The sequence below is a fragment of the Nostoc sp. genome (assembly GCF_036917555.1).
Taxonomy (GTDB): domain Bacteria; phylum Cyanobacteriota; class Cyanobacteriia; order Cyanobacteriales; family Nostocaceae; genus Nostoc.
The window spans coordinates 12,019-31,283 of the sequence record NZ_JBALDD010000067.1 but is presented as its reverse complement, the minus strand read 5'-3'; the positions used below and the strand labels follow the sequence as shown (position 1 = coordinate 31,283).

The following is a 19,265-nucleotide window of genomic DNA, read 5'->3' as shown; positions in this document are numbered from 1 at the left end:
AGCAACTCAAATAGAACCGTCGGTTGGAGCCTATTGACGCCAGTACGCACTCGAAGAGAATACAGATATAGACAAAAAACCTTGAACCACAGGAGCAAGAATATGAACCGTAAGATTAGCAAGGCTACCCCGAACACCGCAAAATACGAGTACTAGTGGCGCTACAGGAATCAGCGCCTGGAACGGATCGAAGAAGAGTGATTGCAGTAGGGAATCGGTGTTGAAGGCGATCGCATAACCGCCCGCAGTGGGCGATCGCTAGTAAGGTTCTTGCCCTCCAGAAAAATTTTCCTGGAGGGTTTCATTGTGTCGGCTGCTTGTAAACGTAGACGGTGTATTCGCTGGGTATTGCCCCGCGAGGTAGCACGTAGTCGTTGAGCATTTGGAACGGGGTTCTATGTCCGAATTCTGACTTGATGAATTGAATTGTTTGCTCAGGAGCTTTGTACCACAGATCCAATTCTTGGTAGTCAACGTAGGTCGAAATCAGGTTGAAGGCGATCGCCTGGCTGCAATGTTGCCAGCACCAGCGCAAGGTTGTCTCAAAGAACAGTTCGTTGTTGCCAGTGTTGTTGTTGAATATGCCAGAGATAAAGATGTAGTCGAATGTCTCGTTCGGCTCAATGTCAAACTGTTTGCAGAATCGGTGGTGTGGATGCTTCGCCCTGCCGCAGTCTAGGAATTCGTCAACGATATCGATGCCCGTATACTTTGTTTGGATATTTTTGTCTAGCAGGAAGTCGGGGAGTGCCCCTGTTCCGCATCCGAAGTCTAAGATTTTGGTTGTTGACTGAATGCCGTTGACGCTCGCAACGCCGAGTAGGTATGCCAACCGCTGAAGCTGAGACTCCCGGCTCGGCTCGACCACTGGCACGCCTGGGGTGAGTCGCCGTAGGTTTGGAAAAGCTGTTTGTAATGCTCTGAGATATCCATAAACGCTTGTAATTGAACTGCCGAGAACCGCGTTAACAATTCAAAATTCAAAATTCAAGACATTTTCAGACGGGGATTTAAACCCCGACTGAAAATGACGCTACGTGTAGACGTAGGGGTCTTAAACCCTTTGATTTACGATAAGCAATTCAGAATGTATTGACTTACAATGCCAATGCATCGACTTTTTATTTGTTATCAGTTTAGATACAACTCTGATACACTGATGCTTTCGCTATCACTACGATAAGAAAAAAAATAGTGATTTATATTTGGATAAATCAAATAAATATCTAAATTATTGCAACTAATTTTCATTTATCCTCGATTAAATTATCAAGAATTAGTGGCTTTAGCAATAGTCCATTTATAGTAATTTTATATAAAAATAAGAAAACCTATAATCTAACTTTATTAAAAATAATATATTTTTAGATAGATGACATTGACTACAAGGTTTTACGAATCTCTCTCCAGAGAGTGATGAAAGAGCGTTAAGTAAGTCGGCGCGAAAAAACCTAACTATGTAAAGATATGCTTGTTGGGCTACATGTATTGATGGATGGACTCTGCAGACGAGTGGGCTGCATTAAATTAACAACTGTGGAGAATAATAACCTTGGTTCATGATTGTGATACTTTTATGTCCATTTTTTCAATTTTCACCACCTGAATTTTTACTTTAACATCTACCAAAAGTTAGAAGTTTTTTAAAGTCTGAAGATTGATAGCTCCTCAACTTATTGATAATAATTCTTTATAAATACTTGCTTGCTAAATTGTACAGGTTGGCATTATTGTTAAGCATTAAGAGATACTAAAAACCTTGCCATCGTTCGGAAAAATTTAAATTTAGCATTGAGGAAGTAAAAATGATGCTTTTTCGGAATCACCAATAGTGCTTTAATAGCTTACTCAAATTTGCTCTCAGGCTGCTTTCAAAAGTTGCATGGAAATAGCAAGTGAAAATGCTTGCTTGTGTGTGTTGTTTTACTCGATATTGAACGTTTAATTCTGCCAAACAAAGTCTGCTTTAGCAATCACTGAATTTTCGTGGTAATAATACGTAGTTAGTAAAAATTAGGGAATATATAAAGATGACGACTACTAACGTAATTTCTAACCAATACAAACAAAAATTTGAATTTCTCAATTTCCAAAATGGCAGAGTTTTTGATTTTTCAGTATTGCTAATATGCTGTTTAAGTTTAGGATTTAGTTTGATTGAATCAATCCTTAATCATGATAGCTTTCATATGTATATGTATGTAGAAGCACTTGATATAAAAAGAGGCTTAATTCCTTATAAAGAAACATTCATTTATTATGGAATTCTCACAAGCTGGATTCATACTCTTTCTCTAAGTTTATTTGGAGAGAGATTGATGTCTATGTATATAGCCACTGGTATCTTTTATTCATTCAGTCTTTTTTTATCATATCAAATATTTTTAAAGTTTCTACCTAAATATACAGCGTTTTTTTGTACTTTTTTAATTTTTCTTTTACATCCATATATAATATTGTCCTGGCCAAATTACTACTCATATACATTTTTTTTATTATCCATAGTATTTTTTATTAATAAAAAAAATGATCTAAATGCGTTTTTATCTGGATTATTTGTAGGATTATCTTTGTTATGTAGATATTCATCAATCCAAGCTATATTGCCTCCTTTTATATTATTTTTTGTTTACCAAATTTTATTTCAAAGAAATACTGAAAAAACGACTTTATCAAGAATTTTGTTTTTTAGTTTGGGTTTGATATTTCCGCTCTTGTTATTTTTCTTATTTTTATTCTCTAACAGTATTCTGGATGACTTTTGGATTCAAAATAAAATCGTAGCTGAATCATGGACATTTGGTGTCACAATTTCAAATTTTCTACCAAAACTATTAATATCCCTTATTACTTTTGGAAAAAAGACACGTGACTCAAGAATAATTTTCTTTACAATTATCTTTTTTTGGAATCTTGCAGCACTATTTTATTTCTTACGTAAATTATTTTTAAAGAAGGATATAACTCAAGAGGAAGCTCTGGTAATGGCATGTTCTCTAGTCACACTTTTTGGATACTTAAATGCACTTCACATATATGATTTGTTTAGATTAATCAATGGCTCATCACTTGGCATAGGAGTCATTCTTTATACTGTTGGTCAAACATCTCGACGGATTGGTCGCAAGATTAAAATAATTATACTTTTACCATTCATTTCTCTTTGTTTTATTTGGGCAAATAGTCTTATTTTCTTCCCTTCAGCAACAAGCTCTATTTATTTTCCTTGGAAATTAGATACTTTGATGGGTAAAGGAGTTAGTCCGACAGACATTAGTATTTTTAGAGGAAAGATTTTAAGTCAAAAATACTATGAATTTTATCAGGAAATTTTTCAGATCATATCAAAATTTGACCAGTCATACTATATAGTTAACTATTCGCAAGATGTTGTTGCTATGCTAATTAATGATTTACCAAGAGTTCAAATATCATCAGTATATATTTCTTCTGATGTCGAACAGGCATACCCTGAAGAAGCTAACAAAATTCAACAAATAATTAATACAAAAAAGGCAGTCATAATTTCAGACAACGATTTTTCAGACAAAGATCTTCACATACCTGGGTACAAAGTTGTTTTTAGTAAATCTTGGGTTTCTGCTGATGTAGCATGGGCGCATGTAATGCCTTTGACGATATACATTAGCGTTCCCGAAGAGGCTGAAATTTAATTTATTTGTAGCCTCATCAGTCAAAAATGTAGATAATTCAGCAGGCAATCGCTTTGACCCTGGAAAAATAAATTAAAATCTTCCTTTTAATACTATCTAGAGAATTAAAGCAGGGATGAACACTCAATCTTATATATCTGCTCTGCGACCCCAACAGTGAACAAAAAATATTTTGGAGTTCTCTAGCTAAAAAATCGATAATTAATCGAATAATTTTTACGGGTATTTATAGCTTTTGGTAGTTAGTTATGTTAAATCCAACAAACCCATTGTTCTCAATTCTCTCATCTTTCCACGCCTTAATACAGATAGGAAAAAGTTTTTTTGTCAAATCTCTAATTACATACACTTTTCCTTGTAAACTGAATATACTAGCTGATTTAGAGATTGATATACTAAAAAATGTTGGAATTAAAGGTGTCATTCTCGATTTAGACAACACAATTGTTTCTGAGGACGATCGCTACACATCCCCTGGTGCTGAAGCTTGGATAAAACAGGCAAAGTTGCAGGATTTTAAATTTTTTATCCTCTCCAACGGTAAGCGTAAATGTCGAGCCAAAGCTTGGTCCAATCGTCTAGATATCCCAATTATCAATCCAGCAAGGAAACCGTTTCCTTTTGCATTTCGTAAAGCATTAAATGAGATGCAGCTTGAACCCAAACAAGTTGTTGTTATTGGTGATAGTCGTCACACAGACATTTTAGGAGCATGGCTTGTAGGCTGTCCTAGCATTCAAGTTGCAACCCTTCCTCATCCCTTTCGGTGGTGGGAGAAACTTTTTGGAAAACGAGTACAAACCCCATATCCCTCTGGACACGAACTTTGGGATAATGATTTCTCACTGAGACTATAAATTTATTTTTAAGTTCATTTATCAAAGTTTGTAATCTCCTGAATCTAGCTTTTAATAAGATAATAGCTTTTGTTTAAAGCCAGTTTTTTTACTATAAGTAGCCTCAATTCCAATCTAGCAAAATTTACCAAAAACTATTTTTTATGTACAAGCTAACTTGTTAAATACTCTTTTTAGACTTTTAGTAGTAGCAAATTATAAATTATGGTTAGTCCAAAATCCGCTCCAGAACAAGCTCGAATTAAAAGAAGAATTAGTAGTACAAAATTATTTTACTTAGCTGCTCTTAGACCTCGCCAATGGACTAAGAACTTAGTTGTTTTTGCCGCACCCTTGTTTGCTTTTAATTTAACTTGGCAATCAATTCTTGGATGTTTACTGGCGTTTGTTTTGTTCTGCTGTGCTTCTAGTGGCTTTTATCTAATCAATGACATAGCAGATGTCGAATCAGATCGCCAACATCCTATCAAATGCAAACGCCCAATCGCAGCGGGATTAGTTAGTATTCCGGCTGCAGTAGCCATATCAATGGTTCTGCTGGGAGCCGCACTGAGTTTCAGCTGGCTACGATCGCCTGCCTTGGGAATCACTCTCACTGGTTATGTGTTCTTGCAAATTGCCTATAACTTGAAGCTGAAGCACACCCCTATTTTAGACATCGTCGCGATCGCTACAGGATTTGTACTACGAGCCTATGCTGGTTTTGCGGCAACTGAAATAGCCCTATCTACATGGTTTGTATTATGCACAGCAATGTTGGCTCTGTTTTTAGGGATTGAGAAGCGTAAAGCAGAACTGAGGTTATCTGAAATAGGGGGTGGAAAAACTCGCGCTGTTCTTAAATGTTACTCCCTGCCGCTCTTGAGCCGAATGGAGAGTACAGTGACTACTGGTGCATTTATGAGCTATGCCCTTTGGAGTGCTGGGCCTATAGTACGCGGTGCAACAACACCTTGGATGATGCTGACAATTCCTTTTGTGTTGTATGGCATTTTCCGTTATCAGATGCTCAGTGATCCAAAGGATATTCTTTCTGGAACAGAAAATGAGTTAGGACAAAGACAACACACCGAGCGGCCAGAAGAAGTTTTATTGACAGATATACCAATTCTACTAACTGTTATCAGTTGGGTAGTCACAGTTTTCATGATTTTATTGCTTAAACATTATGGACTTATCTAATAAATTTTTTTGAGAGATAAGCTCAAGAAATTAAATTACATTTATTGAATAGACTTAAGCAAAGTTTTATTAGTCAATTTTGAGAAATTCTTGCCAGTGAGCCTTGAAAAGATTATGGGTTTGAGCTTCCAAAACACTGCTTCCGCACTCTGCTACTCAATTATTGATCAGCGTTGTGAACCAGCAAATTTAACATTGACTTTTCATCATAACGAGGTTGTGCGTTTTGTTTTACAACAACATAGCCGGATGTGTGACTTCCTACAATTGCCCATCGTCGTTCTCACCTTGATTTTTGATATGTGGGGAATCGTTCAGGGAGGCGCTCTATTCCATCGATCGCCACCTTCAGTTCGGTGGCTTCAAATCCAATCTTGGCGGCACTCTCCCATTGGTTTTTGTCGAGACTTGATTCGTTTTTATGAGAGTTTAGCCCTATTTAGCTATTACGCAAGTACAACGACCAATGTTGTCGCTGAGTAAACTGTATGCCTGAGTGTTTGAGTCACAAAGTTATTACCAATCCCCAGCAACACATTCGGTGCGAGATTGCAGTGGTGGGTTCTGGCCCTGGTGGATCAATTACGGCTTGCTTGTTAGCCGAGGCAGGATGTGATGTGCTCCTAATTGAAGAAGGTCCTTACCTACCTCTTGAGTCCTGCACTCCTTTTTCCCTGGATGAAATGGTGCAGAAATATCGCAATAGTGGTCTCACCGTTGCTATGGGTTCGCCTAAGATACAGTACGCAGAGGGGCAATGTGTAGGAGGGGGGAGTGAGGTCAATAGCGGGCTTTACTACCGTACCCCAGCATATATTCTAGAAAAGTGGCGGCGGGAATTTGAAGTAGAAGCCTTGAATCAAGACGATCTACTGCTGCACTTTGAAGTTTGCGAACAGGATGTTAATGTCTGCTATATGCCTGGGAAACCACCAACAGCTTCCCTCAAGTTACATGAAGGGGCAATCCATCTGGGATGGAAATCAATAGAAGTGCCTCGCTGGTTCCGTTATGAGGAACCCGTCAAGCTGACAGATGTCCCTAAAGGAACCAGGCAGTCCATGACGAAAACTTTCATCCCTCGGGCTTTGCAGGCTGGTTGCCAACTTCTTGCCAATACTAAAGTTCAGTCAATTCGCCAGCAGGGGAAAAAATGGCTTGTAAAAGGGTATCACTCTCCCTCAAACTTGCCGTCTGGCTCTTTAGAGATTGAAGCAGAAACTGTTTTTATCGCATGTGGAGCAGTTCACACTCCTGCCCTGCTGCGCCGTAGTGGCATCACTCACAACATTGGTAATTCTTTGCAAATGCACCCTACTCTCAAGGTCATTGCTCAATTCCCAGATCAGTTAAACTCGGCAGATATGGGAGTGCCAGTTCATCAAGTTAAAGAGTTTGCCCCAAAATTTAGCTTTGGCTGCTCCATTAGCTCTGTTCCCTACTTAGCATTGGGGATGAACGACCATCCCCAATACCTCCATGAGGTTAACCAACATTGGCAAGAGATGGCGATTTACTACGCAATGATTACAGGCTCAGGTTGCGGTACAGTCCGCTGTTTGCCTGGATATCGCGATCCGTTAGTTCGCTATCAGATCACAGATGAAGACATGAAAAACCTGTCAGAAGGCTTACGGCAACTATGTTTACTGTTGTTTGAGGCAGGTGCGATCGCGCTTTATCCTAGCATCACCAATGGATCTCGCTTAACTCATCACATGGATCTAAAGCAGTTGCCTGATTCTTTGTCCCGAAAGCTGACCAACATAATGACCATCCATCTGTTTTCTTCCTGCCCAATGGGTGAAAACAAAAGCATTTGTGCAACCGATTCTTTTGGAAAGGTTCATGGATTTAAGAACCTATATATCGCTGATGCTAGTTTGTTATGCACCGCACCGGGGGTGAATCCCCAAGGTTCAATTATGGCGATCGCTCGCCGGAATGTATTGAAGTTTCTCGGAAAGCTGTAGAGATATGAATTTTGCCACAAATATAGTATTGGTCACTGGAGCGCTGGGTTGGTTAGGGATTAGCCTAATCAAAGCTTTAGTTAATGGACTGGCAGATTGTGAGGCTTTGAGTCAGCCCCAAATAAATCTTCAAATTCGCTGCCTGATTTTACCTGGTCAAGATGGTTCAATACTGGAAAAACTTTCTGAACGTCTTGAAATTGTCACTGGAGATTTGCGTAACCCTCAAGATTGCGATCGCTTCTGCCAGGGGGCTGAAGGAGGTATTTTGTTCCATACAGCAGGCATGATTCATCCGCAAAGGGTGGCAGAGTTTTATCAAGTCAATGTAGATGGCACTAAAAATCTTCTAGATGCCGCCATTCGCTCAGGAGTTAAACGGGTTGTTGTTGTCTCTTCTAACTCTCCCTGTGGCTGTAATCCTCACCCTGACCATTTATTTGATGAAGAGTCCCCTTACAATCCCTACATGAATTATGGTCGCTCTAAAATGTTGATGGAATTAGCAGTCAAAGAGCACCAAAAAGCTAGGCAAATTGAAACTGTTCTGATTCGCGCACCGTGGTTTTATGGCCTAAATCAACCACCTCGACAAACACTTTTCTTTCAAATGATCCGAGATGGGAAAGCTCCAATTGTGGGTGATGGAAAGAATCTGCGATCAATGGCCTACATGGATAATCTCTGTCAGGGATTAATTCTTGCAGCGATCGTTGAGCGGGCAAACGGTCAGATTTATTGGATTGCCGATAAACACCCTTACTCGATGAATGAAATCATTGATACGGTTGAGTATTTATTAGAGTCAGAGTTTAACCAAAAATGTACACATAAACGATTAAAGTTGCCCGGTTTTCTCAGTGAAATTGCTTTAATACTTGATGCATTAGTCCAGAAAACTGGATTTTATCAGCAGAAAATTCATGTTCTTTCAGAAATGAATAAAACGATTGTTTGCTCCACTTTGAAAGCACAACGAGAGCTTGGTTATACTCCACAGGTGGCTTTAAAAGAAGGGATGCGTCAGAGTTTAAAGTGGGTATTTGAGCAACAAGGAGGCATCAAAACTTAATGGTTTCTCACATTATTGTCACTGAGGGATTAGCTTATGTTGTGGAACCAGGAAGAAGGAAATGTTGTTTATCTGACTACTTTGAAGCTGTTTTAGACAGACTGCTTAAGACTGTTACTGCTAATGAATTAGTTTTTATATCACCTGGAAATTCTTTTGACTGTGAGTTCTCTGAGGAGGAGTATGCTGTTCAGTATTTATTGAGTCAGCGACCAAATTTAAATGTATTTGTTCCATCTAATGTCCGCGATCGTGTTTATCTAGACACATTTGATAATGCAAGACTTTTACGCATTTGGTTACAAAAACAGGGGCTTTGGCCTCTGGGAAAAGTGACTTTGTACTGCAATGCACCACATTTATTTCGGAGTTGGTTGCTGTTTCGACTTTGTGGTTTTAACGTACAGCAGGTCGTTGGCTGCCGTCCTGAGAAAGTTTCTAGAATAATTATTAGCCGCTTGTGGTTTTATGACTATTTTGTCATTCAGATTTTATACGAGTTCTTAGGAACTTTCTATGATTTTATGAGGTGGTTTTTATGGATGTCATTGAAAAAATAGAAACTTCCTGTTAATTCCGTAAAAGATTTGAGAAACTTGACACTGTTATTAAACAAATTGGATTGCATTTTTCAGGAGATAGGGATGATTTATCAATTACAGTCTCAAAGAAATATACAGATAATAGAAGATATATTTAATCTAATTCCATCTAGAAATATAGGCATAGTTTTATGGATTTTTTTATTGGTTTTAACGTTTTTTTATTTAGCATATAGACTAAACAAGGAAGAAAACAAAATAGATAACCTATTATCTTTATTAATACCAAGTTTTATTTATATCGGGACTTTTATTAACACCTTTGGAATTTCTGATGAAGTAGTAGTAAACTTAGAACATCCTTATAACCTCTATCATTTTGGAAAATTTTCTATGTCACCAGACATGATGATAGATGGAACTGTAGAAGTTTTCTATTATCTTCTGCATACACCTTTTGCAAAATCACAATCTAGTTTAATACTTGGAAGTTTTTTAATTTCATTAATTTTTGGATGGTTGCATATTTTCGTGATTTGGCGATTAAAATTAACTAAATCCTTTTTGACTAACCTGATTTAACTGTCTTGCTTTTCCTTAAATTTTCCAATAATCTCAGTATTTTCTAGTGGTTTTGGAAATAGTATTGTATCACTTTTGTTCTTAATTTCAATCTATTTTCATTTAAAGAATAAGTTAAGATTTTCGCTTTTTGTTTCAGGTTTATTGCCGCTTATTCGTCCAGATGGAATTCTCTGGTCTTTCGCTAACATTGCAACTATTACTCTTACTTTAAGAAGAAAAAGCAAACCAATATCTTACTTTAAAAATTATTATATTTTAATAATTTTACTACCTTTCCTTTCTACACTTATATATCTATTCTTATTTAGAAAATTCTATGGTCATTTTATTCCAACACCGATTTTATTTAAATCATTTAAACTTTCAATGCTGCCAATGTTTAACCTATCTCTATTGTTAGAAGGTATTTCAAATTGGCTGGGGGCACCTTTAAATAGTATTGGATGTTTGGTTTTAGGATTACTTATATATTTGGGAATTAAGAAGCATAATTTGATCGAACAAAATGAGATCATTAAGATTTTAATAACATATACATTGTTTAGTAGTTTAATTTTTGTATTTTATAACTTTACAAAAGCTACAATAGGTGACTATAGTTTATATTATTCCAGATATTGGCTTAGTTTTGAAGTGGCATTATTTATTCTGTTATTGGTAACAATTTCAAGCTATAAGTTATTAATATATATCCAAGAAGGGTACTTAACGAACATTCACTTCTTACCTATGTCCCTAATATTTTTTATTTTTTTAATATCCGTCCAGCAAGGAGTAAATGAAGTAAATTATCCCGATCCTATGGTTAATAGAACTTACAATGTATTTGCTGGATCACTTACAGAAAAAATATTGCCTAATCATTTATCAATTTCAACTACCGAGATAAATACTTTTGGTTTAATGATCGACAGACCTATTCTTGACCTATGGGGTTATACAAATCGAGATATAGCTAAATCTAAAGTTTGTAATAGTGCTAAAATAAAAAATAATGAAAACTTATTTTTAGAAAAACGTCCTAATATCTATTGGCCATTTTGGTTTCCCTCAGAGGAATACAACTATGATACTGTTGAAGAATATTTTGCCACTTCTTTTAATACTAGTAAGGAAAAGAACCAACTTGGCGACATGAATAAAGTTATAATAAACTATGATTTTTTTGTAATACAAACTAATGGAAAAAAATTGTCATATCTCGTGCGAAAAGATACTAGTGATTTACTAATCAACCATCTCAAAGACAAATTTAAATTCCAGCTTCTCAAATCTAGAGAAATAGATGTAAATAAATTTAGTTCTTTATATAACTCGCAAAAGAAAATTCAATACAATTGTTCCTAGAAGGCTTTCTCAATGACTAAGCATCTTGTAACTGGTGGCTCTGGTTTTTTAGGCAACTTAATTGCTAGACGCCTTTACGAACGTGGTGAATCAGTAAAAATTTTGGATATCTGGGAAGACCCAACCCGTCCCAGAGAAATTGAGTTTATTCACTGTGATATCCGCGATCGCGATGCTGTGGCAGCAGCTATGCGCGATGTAGATGTTGTGCATCACAATGTGGCTCTCGTTCCCTTAACAAAGTCAGGTAGTAAATTTTGGGAAGTTAATGTTGAAGGAAGTCGGATTGCGGCTGAAGAAGCCGTAAAAGCTGGAGTACAGAGTTTCATTCACATGAGTTCCAGCGCCATCTTTGGCGTACCTAAGACTTGCCCAATTACTAATCAAACCCCAAGCAACCCAATAGAAATTTATGGGAAGGGAAAGCTGGCTGGAGAATTAGCTGTACGTAAGATTTGTGAAAGAGCCAATCTTCCACTGATTGTGATTCGTCCGCGTACAATTCTTGGCGAAGGAAGACTCGGCATTTTTCAGATTTTATTTGAATGGATTCAGGAGGGCAGAAACGTCTACGTTATTGGCAGTGGTAATGTTCAATTTCAATTTGTCCATGCTCTCGACCTGATGGATGCTTATATGTTGGCCTTAGACCGAGGCAAACCTGGAATTTACAATGTCGGCACAAATCGCTACAGTACACTCCGCCAAGGTTTAGAGAATCTGATTGAATATGCAGGCACTGACTCAAAAGTTAAAAGTTTGCCGGCGTGGCTAACGATTAGTACCCTCAGAGTCCTGGATTGGCTTGGTCTGAGTCCTTTGGCTCCCTGGCATTATCTAACGTATCATAAGGCATTCCACTTTGATGTCACTCCCCTACTGGAGTTGGGGTGGAAACCTAAATACTCTAACGATGAAATGTTCCGCGAAAGCTATGACTGGTTCAGGCAAAATTATAACCAACTTGCGGCAGAGAAAGCAGGTTCAGCTCATCGTCGTCCAGTGAAAGAAAAGCTATTGTGGGTTGTCAAGCAATTTTCCTAATTAGATTTGATTGATATGAACTTTACTTTGAGTGCATGGGGTTTAGTCTTCGCTGCTGGCATTAATACCTGCATTGGGAATTTGCTCCTCAAGCGATCTCGCCTCGAAGCCTCAGATCCCGGCTTACTGTCATTGCTCTTTTCCCCTTGGTTGATTGCTGGGTTAGTGTTCTATGGCATCAACGTCGTGCTATTCGCCAAAGCATTAGATAAATTGCCAGTTTCAGCAGCCTATCCTGTCTTAGCTGGAATGGGATTTGCTTTGATTACCATTACTGGGAATTATTTCTTTGGGGAACGCCTTGGGCTTAACCAATACGTTGGGCTAGGGGTAATTCTAGGTGGAATCATTATCATGTCCCGCTCCTGATAGGAAAAAACATATAGAAAAGGTCAGTCATTCTTGTCTATGTGTGGTTCCAAAAATGGTCTGCCTACTTTCACAACCAATTACTCAAATAACTATGGTTCTTTCCAGTTTCCTGAAAAAACTGAATCTCCAAACTTTAAATACACCTATTCCCAATTTTAGAACAGATTAACGCTTCTAAACTAAGGCATAAAAATCATCAGTTTGGAGTAGAGACAGAATTAATTTTGTCTCTACTCCAAAATCAACTAACAGGTGATAACTGATAACTTGCTTTTTCCGTCTTTTGTGTTTGCTGCTGTTGTTTCAATGCTTCTAGTTGTGTCTCTAGTTGCACCTTCACTTCATGACGGAAGCTGAAGAAGTGTTCACCAAAGCCCAATGCTACGAGGTAATCATACAATAAATCCGGTTTCTGGAAGGCGATCGCAACCAATTGCCACCAAAAACGCCAACGAGTTGAGCGAATAATACCCTGTCGCCAAACAATTATCGGAAATAAATGCAGCTCATGCCAAGTTATAGGACGTTTTCCCTTGGGACGCTTACCTGACATCAAGTTAAAGTGGCGGAAGGTGCGCTGAAGATAAAGCATCGGGTCATATAAATTCCAAAAAGTATTAATATACTCTTTGATAATTTCTTCTAAAGAACGGGTGGGTACAAAGTTCATCAAACCTTTCTGAGAACCCATGAAATCCATTAACCCTTCTTTGAGCCGTCCTTCTTGCTTGAGGCGATTCCACATAGCTGTATTCGGTAATGCTTGAAGCAACCCAAGATGGGCTTGAGGAATACCCGTTTCTTCTACAAATGTTTGAATGCGTTGTCCTGCACCTGGTTTTTCGCCATCAAAACCGATAATGAACCCAGACATAATTTGTAGTCCGGCTCGTGTAATTTTGTTGCAAGACTCTAACAGCGATTGACGGGTATTTTGTTCTTTATGGGCTATCGCTAAACTTTCTACATCCGGTGTTTCAATGCCCATGAATACCATTCTGAAACCAGCTTGCACCATCAAGTCAATCAGTTCGTCGTCCTCTGCTAGATTTAAGGACGCTTCTGTGAGTAACATGAATGGATAGTCACGCTCTTGCATCCAGGGAATTAGCGATCGCAAAAACACTTTAGCACTGCGTTTATTACCAATAAAGTTGTCATCCACAACAAATACCAATCGTCGCCAGCCCATTTGATATAAGACTTCCATCTCAGCCAGCATTTGCTCTGGTGTTTTTGTGCGCGGCTTGCGACCAAATAAGGTGATAATATCGCAAAATTCACACTGGAACGGACAGCCCCGTGAAAATTGCACGGTGATTGCTAGGTAAGCATCTAAGTCTAGCAAGTCGAAACGGGGTATAGGTGTTTGAGTAACATCGGGTTTTTCTATAGCACGGAAAATCCCCTCTGTTTCTCCCCGCGCTAATGCTTCTAAAAATAAGGGGATAGTGCATTCTCCTTCATCCAAAATTAAATAATTAGCTCCTGCTTCCAAGGCAAATTCTGGTACTGAGGTAGCGAAAGGCCCGCCAACTACAACTTTTTTACCTAACGCTACCCCTTTTTGAATTAACTCCCACAAATCTTTTTTCTGGATAATCATTGCAGAGATGATTACTAAATCACACCAATCCCAGTCTTCATCTGTCTCTAGGCGGATATTACGATCTACGAGTCTCATTTCCCAATCACTTGGTAGCATTGCTGCTACTGTAATTAAACCCAATGGCGGATTTGTAGAGCGTAATCCTGCCAAATCGAGGGTTTCCTGGTAAGACCAGAAAGAATTGGGCATTATGGGCCAGAGTAGTAAAGCTTTCATCAGCAGACTCCCCGGAGTAGAAAAGTTAATTAATTCTCAGGTTACTGCTACTTTCTCTCACAAAAACTTAAATTTTGTCTAATAATTTTATTCGGCGATCGCGTAGAGTACCCAACCAAGGCGATACCTTTAACAACCCCTGCGGTGTATGCACTAGCGATCTCAGTTGTCAGTTAATTGCGGCGTAAATCTGACAATTCTATTGAGCGATCGCTTTTCCTAATTTTAGCTTGATAACGATAGCGCCACATCACAAAGCCAGTGATAAATAAAATTAATGGTGCAAGCCCGACAAATACATAGAGGATACGGGATGGAAGCCCCCAAAAGGTACCATAGTGGAGAAGAACAAAGGAGTTGAGGACGCGATCGCCCAGTGATAACTTCAAAGCATTATCAACACGCAAAACTTTACCCGTATACTGGTCAAGATAAACATTACTGTTACCGTAATCTGAACTTTCCTGCGGCAACTTCATGCGAATTTGTAGAGCATTTTCTGGTTGACTAGGGAAGTAAATGCTTTTGATAACAGCATTTGGCAAAGCAGTATTAGCAATTTTCAGTTGTTGTGTTAGTTTTAAAGTCGATTTACCAGGAATTGGCTTGGATACTGGCTCTGATGGTTTTGAGGAGAATGTAACAGCGTAAATAATCGGCTCAGTCAAATCGTAGAAGTTCCAGCAAAAGCCAGTAAAGCTAGTAAAGAATAAAAAAACCACAGTAATAATGCCAGCTACTTTGTGAATATCAAAGTTTGCACGTTTAGGATGGGCATCAAGTTTGATTTTGAAGCCTGCAATTAGCTTACGCCAACCTGGCCAAAGAACTAAACCTGTAATAATAAGGATACACATTAGAAAGGCAGTAATGCCTACAAACATAGTTCCAGTTTGACCTGCCATTAGGCTGTAGTGCAGATTAAGCATGACACCAATTAAAGTTTTATTCGATATCCGCTCACCAATAATTTTGCCTGTATAAGGGTTGACAAAAACTTCTGTCCTTTGATCGTTAGTTGAGGACAACTGCCCCAGGTAGGGAGAAGAAGGAGTATCTGGCAAATAAATACGAAAAAGATGGAGATCGCCTCGCACAGCATACTTTGCCTCAATTGTATTCATCACAGACTCTGGCGATAACTGCACCTGTTGGGGAGTAATCTGTCCATACTGTTGAGTAATCATAAAGTGGTCAAAATCTTGCTCAAACACCAACAAGCTGCCTGTCAAGCCGACTATAATTAGCACCAGTCCTACTACTAAACCAAGATAGCGGTGTAAAGTAAATGCTAGATCGCGTATTTTTTTAGAGTTCATGGTAGAAGTTCCGTGATACCATATAGGACTTAATGAGTTAAGAAATTGAAGTCATCAAAACTCAAACGAAACTGTTCCCAGCACTGTAAAAGGCGCACCAGGAAGTAGAAAGTAGCCTTGAGAATCGTAATAGCGAGTGTCAAGAAGATTCTTAAAGTTCAGTCCAACCCTCCAGTTATCGCATTTGTAGAAAATTGAGGCATCAGCGCGCACGTAGGAGGGGATTTTGAATGTGTTGGGAAGTGTGGCTTCGCGATCGCCCGTGTAAAATACTCCCCCACCAAACCCTAATCCTCTCATCCCACCGCTTTGAATTTCATAGGTCGTCCACAGACTACCCCCAGCACCGGGAGCATTTACAAGAGAGTCATCTACAGGGTTATTTTCGTCACCTACACTTACAAATGCGTCGTTGACGAAGTAGGATGCAATTATATTCCAGCCTGGTAAAATCTGCCCAGAAAGGTCAAATTCCAAACCGCGACTTTTCACCTCTCCTATAGGGATGGAAAAATCAGAGTTACCTGGAGTGGGATCGGTTATAGCGACATTTTCCTTGGTGATATCATAGGCGGCAAAGGTAGCAGATAGCCTGTCTTTAATTAGTTCGGCTTTGACTCCGACTTCATACTGAGTGCCGCGTTCTGGTGGCAGTTGAGTTTTATCTACCGTCTGCGATTCGTTGGGATTAAACGAGCGGGTGTAGCTGGCGTAAATTGAAATCGGTTCAATCGGCTGATAAACAATGCCAACGCGAGGTGAAAAAGCCTCATCATAGATTCGATCGACGGTGGCATCATCAATCGGGTCTCTACCTAAAGAATCCAGCTGTTGCACGCGATTTTGGCGGTGAACAAAGTCATATCTGCCGCCCACCAATAGCTTCAGATTTGGCAGCAATGTAACTTGATCTTGTAGATAAATGGCAATGGTATTGCGGTCATAACGCTCCCTTGATGCTGCTTCATCAAACTCTGGTGGGCGGGAAGCGCCATACACAGGATTAAATAAATTAATACTGGGAGTCAGTGAAACAGTACTTCGCAGATAATCGTAGCCACGGATATATTTATTCCACTCCAACCCTACAAGAACTTGATGTTGGATGGAACCCGTACTGAAATTAGTGATTAAATCGTTTTGCAGAGAATAGTTTTGGTAATAAGCCGGACCAGCACCAAATCTTCGCAATACGGTACGACCATCTACAATGTTACTCGGTTGAAACGCTGATTCTTCGGAATTATTAACTGTAACGGAAAAGCCACTGCGGAACTGGATGTTTTTACTAAAGCGATGATTGATATTAAGAAATACAGAGTTTGTCTCTTTGGAGAAATAATCATCTGGCTCCCCTAAGAAACGATTGGATCGGGAGTAAGACCACGATAAAAGGTGCGATCGACTTTCAGGTATTCATACTCCAATGTCAATGTTGTCGCATCACCAATTTTGTAGGTTAATGCTGGTGCGATCGCGAATGTTTCCTGATGATTAAAATCAAGAAAACTACCAAAGTTCTCGTATGCAGCATTCAGGCGGTACAGCAATGTTCTGTCTGAGTTCAGCGGTCCCGAAATATCAATGGAGGGACGATAAGTGCTAAAGTTTCCGGCTGTAAATTCAGCGGAGTAGTAAGGCTCACTGAGCGGTTGTTTGGTAATGTAATTCACCACACCTCCCGGCTCAAACTGTCCATATAGTACTGAAGCTGGACCTTTGAGAACTTCGATCCGCTCAATGTTAGTCGGATTCACAAGGTCGTCTTGAACAGCAAAACCGTTTCTCAAGTTGTCATAGATTGTAAATCCCCGAATATTGTAATTATCTGTAGACCCACCATAGCCCCCTTGCTGAGTCACGCCACTAACATTGCGTGTTGCATCACCAATCCGCGTAATTTGCTGATCCTTAATGACTTGTTGAGGAATGACTTGAATTGACTGGGGAATATCACGTTGAGGAGTATCAGTTCTTGTCGCAGTTGTGCTATCTGGTACACTATATCCGTCTTGTTCACCCGTGACTACCAATTCAATCGGCTCATCACTACTATTAGTTGATGGTTGAGTTGGCTGTGGCTGCTGTTGTGGCTGAGTCGGTTGGGTTTGAGGTTGTTGTGCTGTGGATGCAGCAGTTGCCACACTAAAAATTAAACCTTCATCTGCACTGTCAAATAATTCGACAGTTGGAACACCTGCTTCCCCGCTCACACTCACCCGGATAGTATTGGCATCAAAGTTAGTAACTGTAATCTCACTAACACCTGCAATTGGCTTTTCTGAGCGGAATGTAAATGCTTCACCACTAGGTAAACGCAACTGTGTATTGGGAATATCAGCAATAAAGTTATTACCAGCGCTGCGATTGGTGATTTGCAACTGTTCGCCTTTAGTTGTTTGTAAAATCACTTCCACACCTTTAGATGTGGGATTTGCCTTCACAGAAGTCACCTGCACAACTTCTGTTTGTGGCGTTTGCTTCTGTTGTTCTATCTGAGCGAACCATTCTGTGACTGTTCTTGCAGAACGGTTCAGTTTTTGTACACTTTGAATTTCAGTTACTTCTTTTGCCTGAGTTGGTTGTATGACAACAGCAACAAAAAAACAGGAAAAAAACAGCGATCGCGACAATATACATTTGTCTGAGTGTTTCTCGGAACGGACACTGCAATATTTGCCTAAGCACCAACCGCATCGCAGGCATGATCGCTCCTAATGGCTGATGGAAACGCTCTTTTGTCGGATTTTCGCTCAACTGCAACAGCAGAGTTGGTAATTCCTTAAAGCTACCCCGGAAAGTAGAAAGTAAATCAGGATACCAATAAATACTGATACACTGCTTGTGTTGGTTGGCAGTAAAATGCTCAAACTCCCGAATATCAGGCAAATAAAATAAGTAGTTATAGCCTGCAACTTCTTCATAATCGTCGCTGACTCCAGGCACATTTGGCGTAGTGGTTCTCATACCACCAGACAGATAAAATTTAGATGTCAGAAAAGGCGAATTATCGTGTTCGCCCTCAACAATTACTGCTTCAGAATAATCGCTTTCTTGAATTACTAGTTCAAGGCGATGGCGCAGCATAGTCCAGTGACTGCTGACTTGATTAAACCAGGTAGAAAATTTTACTTTTCCCTGATAGTGATTAAGCTGCACATCGTTACATAATTCTTTAAAGTTTGTCTCGGTCAAACGAATAGTCATGATAATACTCTCAACTGCTTGTTGAGAATAGTATTTATTAGGAGGCCAAGCGATGTCTAGGACAAGCCGCTAAGAGCGTCTACGCAACTGAAAATATTATGCAACTAGAGTATAATCATACTTGTAAAAGGGATTGTGTAGTGGGTAAGAGCGCAAAAAAATATGTTCGGGGCTTTGAAGAAAGAACATCCGCATAGAATATTTTCCCAGTCCCCAGTACCTACTCCCAAAGCGGCGTACCTAGAGCCGCTAACATAAAGGTATAG

General features: G+C 39.2%; 19 protein-coding genes. 11 read left to right on the top strand and 8 right to left on the bottom strand.

Going from position 1 to position 19,265, the window contains the following annotated elements; genetic code table 11:
* Positions 1-170: 170 nt before the first annotated feature.
* Genes V7K60_RS26830 through V7K60_RS26820 form a run of 3 tightly spaced genes read right to left on the bottom strand, consistent with a single transcriptional unit; the run spans position 171 to position 933 of the window.
* Complete coding sequence (locus V7K60_RS26830) at positions 171-305, bottom strand: hypothetical protein (RefSeq protein WP_334930016.1); 135 nt, start codon at positions 303-305, stop codon at positions 171-173.
* Positions 302-832, bottom strand: coding sequence for a class I SAM-dependent methyltransferase (locus V7K60_RS35430; RefSeq protein ID WP_442944470.1), 531 nt, complete (start codon positions 830-832; stop codon positions 302-304). Before V7K60_RS35430 ends, V7K60_RS26830 begins: the two co-directional genes overlap by 4 nt.
* Positions 772-933, bottom strand: a complete 162-nt coding sequence (locus tag V7K60_RS26820) for a hypothetical protein (RefSeq protein ID WP_334930012.1) — start codon at positions 931-933, stop codon at positions 772-774. The genes V7K60_RS35430 and V7K60_RS26820 overlap by 61 nt, the downstream gene beginning before the upstream one ends.
* A 1,097-nt stretch (positions 934-2,030) precedes the next feature.
* Here V7K60_RS26820 and V7K60_RS26815 point away from each other — a divergent pair.
* The 11 genes from V7K60_RS26815 to V7K60_RS26765 all read left to right on the top strand — a co-directional run bounded on the left by V7K60_RS26815 (position 2,031) and on the right by V7K60_RS26765 (position 12,645).
* Positions 2,031-3,674, top strand: a complete 1,644-nt coding sequence (locus V7K60_RS26815) for an ArnT family glycosyltransferase (protein ID WP_334930010.1) — start codon at positions 2,031-2,033, stop codon at positions 3,672-3,674.
* Positions 3,675-3,922: 248 nt separating this feature from the next.
* Positions 3,923-4,531, top strand: a complete 609-nt coding sequence (locus tag V7K60_RS26810; RefSeq protein ID WP_334930008.1) for a YqeG family HAD IIIA-type phosphatase — start codon at positions 3,923-3,925, stop codon at positions 4,529-4,531.
* Between the two features lie 204 nt (positions 4,532-4,735).
* The gene (locus V7K60_RS26805; protein ID WP_334930007.1) at positions 4,736-5,713 is read left to right on the top strand and encodes a decaprenyl-phosphate phosphoribosyltransferase; all 978 of its coding nucleotides are present in this window, start codon (positions 4,736-4,738) and stop codon (positions 5,711-5,713) included.
* A gap of 96 nt (positions 5,714-5,809) precedes the next feature.
* Positions 5,810-6,196 (top strand): hypothetical protein, encoded by a 387-nt coding sequence (locus V7K60_RS26800; protein ID WP_334930005.1) that lies wholly within the window; start codon positions 5,810-5,812, stop codon positions 6,194-6,196.
* A gap of 5 nt (positions 6,197-6,201) precedes the next feature.
* Positions 6,202-7,686 (top strand): GMC family oxidoreductase, encoded by a 1,485-nt coding sequence (locus V7K60_RS26795; RefSeq protein WP_334930003.1) that lies wholly within the window; start codon positions 6,202-6,204, stop codon positions 7,684-7,686.
* 4 nt (positions 7,687-7,690) lie between these two features.
* Positions 7,691-8,758: an NAD-dependent epimerase/dehydratase family protein gene (locus V7K60_RS26790; RefSeq protein ID WP_334930001.1), complete on the top strand. Its 1,068-nt coding sequence runs from the start codon at positions 7,691-7,693 to the stop codon at positions 8,756-8,758.
* Positions 8,758-9,318 (top strand): YdcF family protein, encoded by a 561-nt coding sequence (locus tag V7K60_RS26785; protein WP_334930000.1) that lies wholly within the window; start codon positions 8,758-8,760, stop codon positions 9,316-9,318. Before V7K60_RS26790 ends, V7K60_RS26785 begins: the two co-directional genes overlap by 1 nt.
* Positions 9,319-9,402: 84 nt before the next feature.
* The gene (locus tag V7K60_RS26780; RefSeq protein WP_334929998.1) at positions 9,403-9,882 is read left to right on the top strand and encodes a hypothetical protein; all 480 of its coding nucleotides are present in this window, start codon (positions 9,403-9,405) and stop codon (positions 9,880-9,882) included.
* A 144-nt stretch (positions 9,883-10,026) separates the two neighbouring features.
* Positions 10,027-11,232, top strand: coding sequence for a hypothetical protein (locus tag V7K60_RS26775; RefSeq protein WP_334929996.1), 1,206 nt, complete (start codon positions 10,027-10,029; stop codon positions 11,230-11,232).
* 12 nt (positions 11,233-11,244) lie between these two features.
* On the top strand, positions 11,245-12,276 hold the full coding sequence (locus tag V7K60_RS26770) for an NAD-dependent epimerase/dehydratase family protein (protein ID WP_334929995.1): 1,032 nt from the start codon (positions 11,245-11,247) through the stop codon (positions 12,274-12,276).
* A gap of 15 nt (positions 12,277-12,291) precedes the next feature.
* The gene (locus tag V7K60_RS26765; protein WP_334929994.1) at positions 12,292-12,645 is read left to right on the top strand and encodes a DMT family transporter; all 354 of its coding nucleotides are present in this window, start codon (positions 12,292-12,294) and stop codon (positions 12,643-12,645) included.
* 244 nt (positions 12,646-12,889) lie between these two features.
* On the opposite strand, the gene V7K60_RS26760 is transcribed toward V7K60_RS26765, so the two are convergent.
* From V7K60_RS26760 to V7K60_RS26740, 5 genes are all read right to left on the bottom strand, one after another.
* The gene (locus V7K60_RS26760) at positions 12,890-14,473 is read right to left on the bottom strand and encodes a B12-binding domain-containing radical SAM protein (protein ID WP_334929992.1); all 1,584 of its coding nucleotides are present in this window, start codon (positions 14,471-14,473) and stop codon (positions 12,890-12,892) included.
* A gap of 173 nt (positions 14,474-14,646) precedes the next feature.
* Positions 14,647-15,792, bottom strand: a complete 1,146-nt coding sequence (locus tag V7K60_RS26755) for a PepSY-associated TM helix domain-containing protein (RefSeq protein WP_334929990.1) — start codon at positions 15,790-15,792, stop codon at positions 14,647-14,649.
* A gap of 54 nt (positions 15,793-15,846) precedes the next feature.
* Positions 15,847-17,208, bottom strand: a complete 1,362-nt coding sequence (locus V7K60_RS26750; RefSeq protein WP_334930049.1) for a TonB-dependent siderophore receptor — start codon at positions 17,206-17,208, stop codon at positions 15,847-15,849.
* Positions 17,148-18,425 (bottom strand): TonB-dependent receptor plug domain-containing protein, encoded by a 1,278-nt coding sequence (locus tag V7K60_RS26745; protein ID WP_334929988.1) that lies wholly within the window; start codon positions 18,423-18,425, stop codon positions 17,148-17,150. The genes V7K60_RS26750 and V7K60_RS26745 overlap by 61 nt, the downstream gene beginning before the upstream one ends.
* Positions 18,349-18,999 carry a hypothetical protein gene (locus tag V7K60_RS26740; RefSeq protein WP_334929986.1) on the bottom strand — a complete coding sequence of 217 codons (651 nt, stop codon included), beginning with the start codon at positions 18,997-18,999 and terminating at the stop codon, positions 18,349-18,351. Before V7K60_RS26740 ends, V7K60_RS26745 begins: the two co-directional genes overlap by 77 nt.
* Positions 19,000-19,265: the final 266 nt, after the last annotated feature.

Bases quoted from the DNA above. Each gene is read 5' to 3' on its own strand.
- V7K60_RS26830 (WP_334930016.1), bottom strand. From the start codon at position 305: ATGAAACCCTCCAGGAAAATTTTTCTGGAGGGCAAGAACCTTACTAGC.
- V7K60_RS26820 (WP_334930012.1), bottom strand. From the start codon at position 933: ATGGATATCTCAGAGCATTACAAACAGCTTTTCCAAACCTACGGCGAC.
- V7K60_RS26815 (WP_334930010.1), top strand. From the start codon at position 2,031: ATGACGACTACTAACGTAATTTCTAACCAATACAAACAAAAATTTGAA.
- V7K60_RS26810 (WP_334930008.1), top strand. From the start codon at position 3,923: ATGTTAAATCCAACAAACCCATTGTTCTCAATTCTCTCATCTTTCCAC.
- V7K60_RS26805 (WP_334930007.1), top strand. From the start codon at position 4,736: ATGGTTAGTCCAAAATCCGCTCCAGAACAAGCTCGAATTAAAAGAAGA.
- V7K60_RS26795 (WP_334930003.1), top strand. From the start codon at position 6,202: ATGCCTGAGTGTTTGAGTCACAAAGTTATTACCAATCCCCAGCAACAC.
- V7K60_RS26790 (WP_334930001.1), top strand. From the start codon at position 7,691: ATGAATTTTGCCACAAATATAGTATTGGTCACTGGAGCGCTGGGTTGG.
- V7K60_RS26785 (WP_334930000.1), top strand. From the start codon at position 8,758: ATGGTTTCTCACATTATTGTCACTGAGGGATTAGCTTATGTTGTGGAA.
- V7K60_RS26780 (WP_334929998.1), top strand. From the start codon at position 9,403: ATGATTTATCAATTACAGTCTCAAAGAAATATACAGATAATAGAAGAT.
- V7K60_RS26770 (WP_334929995.1), top strand. From the start codon at position 11,245: ATGACTAAGCATCTTGTAACTGGTGGCTCTGGTTTTTTAGGCAACTTA.
- V7K60_RS26765 (WP_334929994.1), top strand. From the start codon at position 12,292: ATGAACTTTACTTTGAGTGCATGGGGTTTAGTCTTCGCTGCTGGCATT.
- V7K60_RS26760 (WP_334929992.1), bottom strand. From the start codon at position 14,473: ATGAAAGCTTTACTACTCTGGCCCATAATGCCCAATTCTTTCTGGTCT.
- V7K60_RS26755 (WP_334929990.1), bottom strand. From the start codon at position 15,792: ATGAACTCTAAAAAAATACGCGATCTAGCATTTACTTTACACCGCTAT.
- V7K60_RS26740 (WP_334929986.1), bottom strand. From the start codon at position 18,999: ATGACTATTCGTTTGACCGAGACAAACTTTAAAGAATTATGTAACGAT.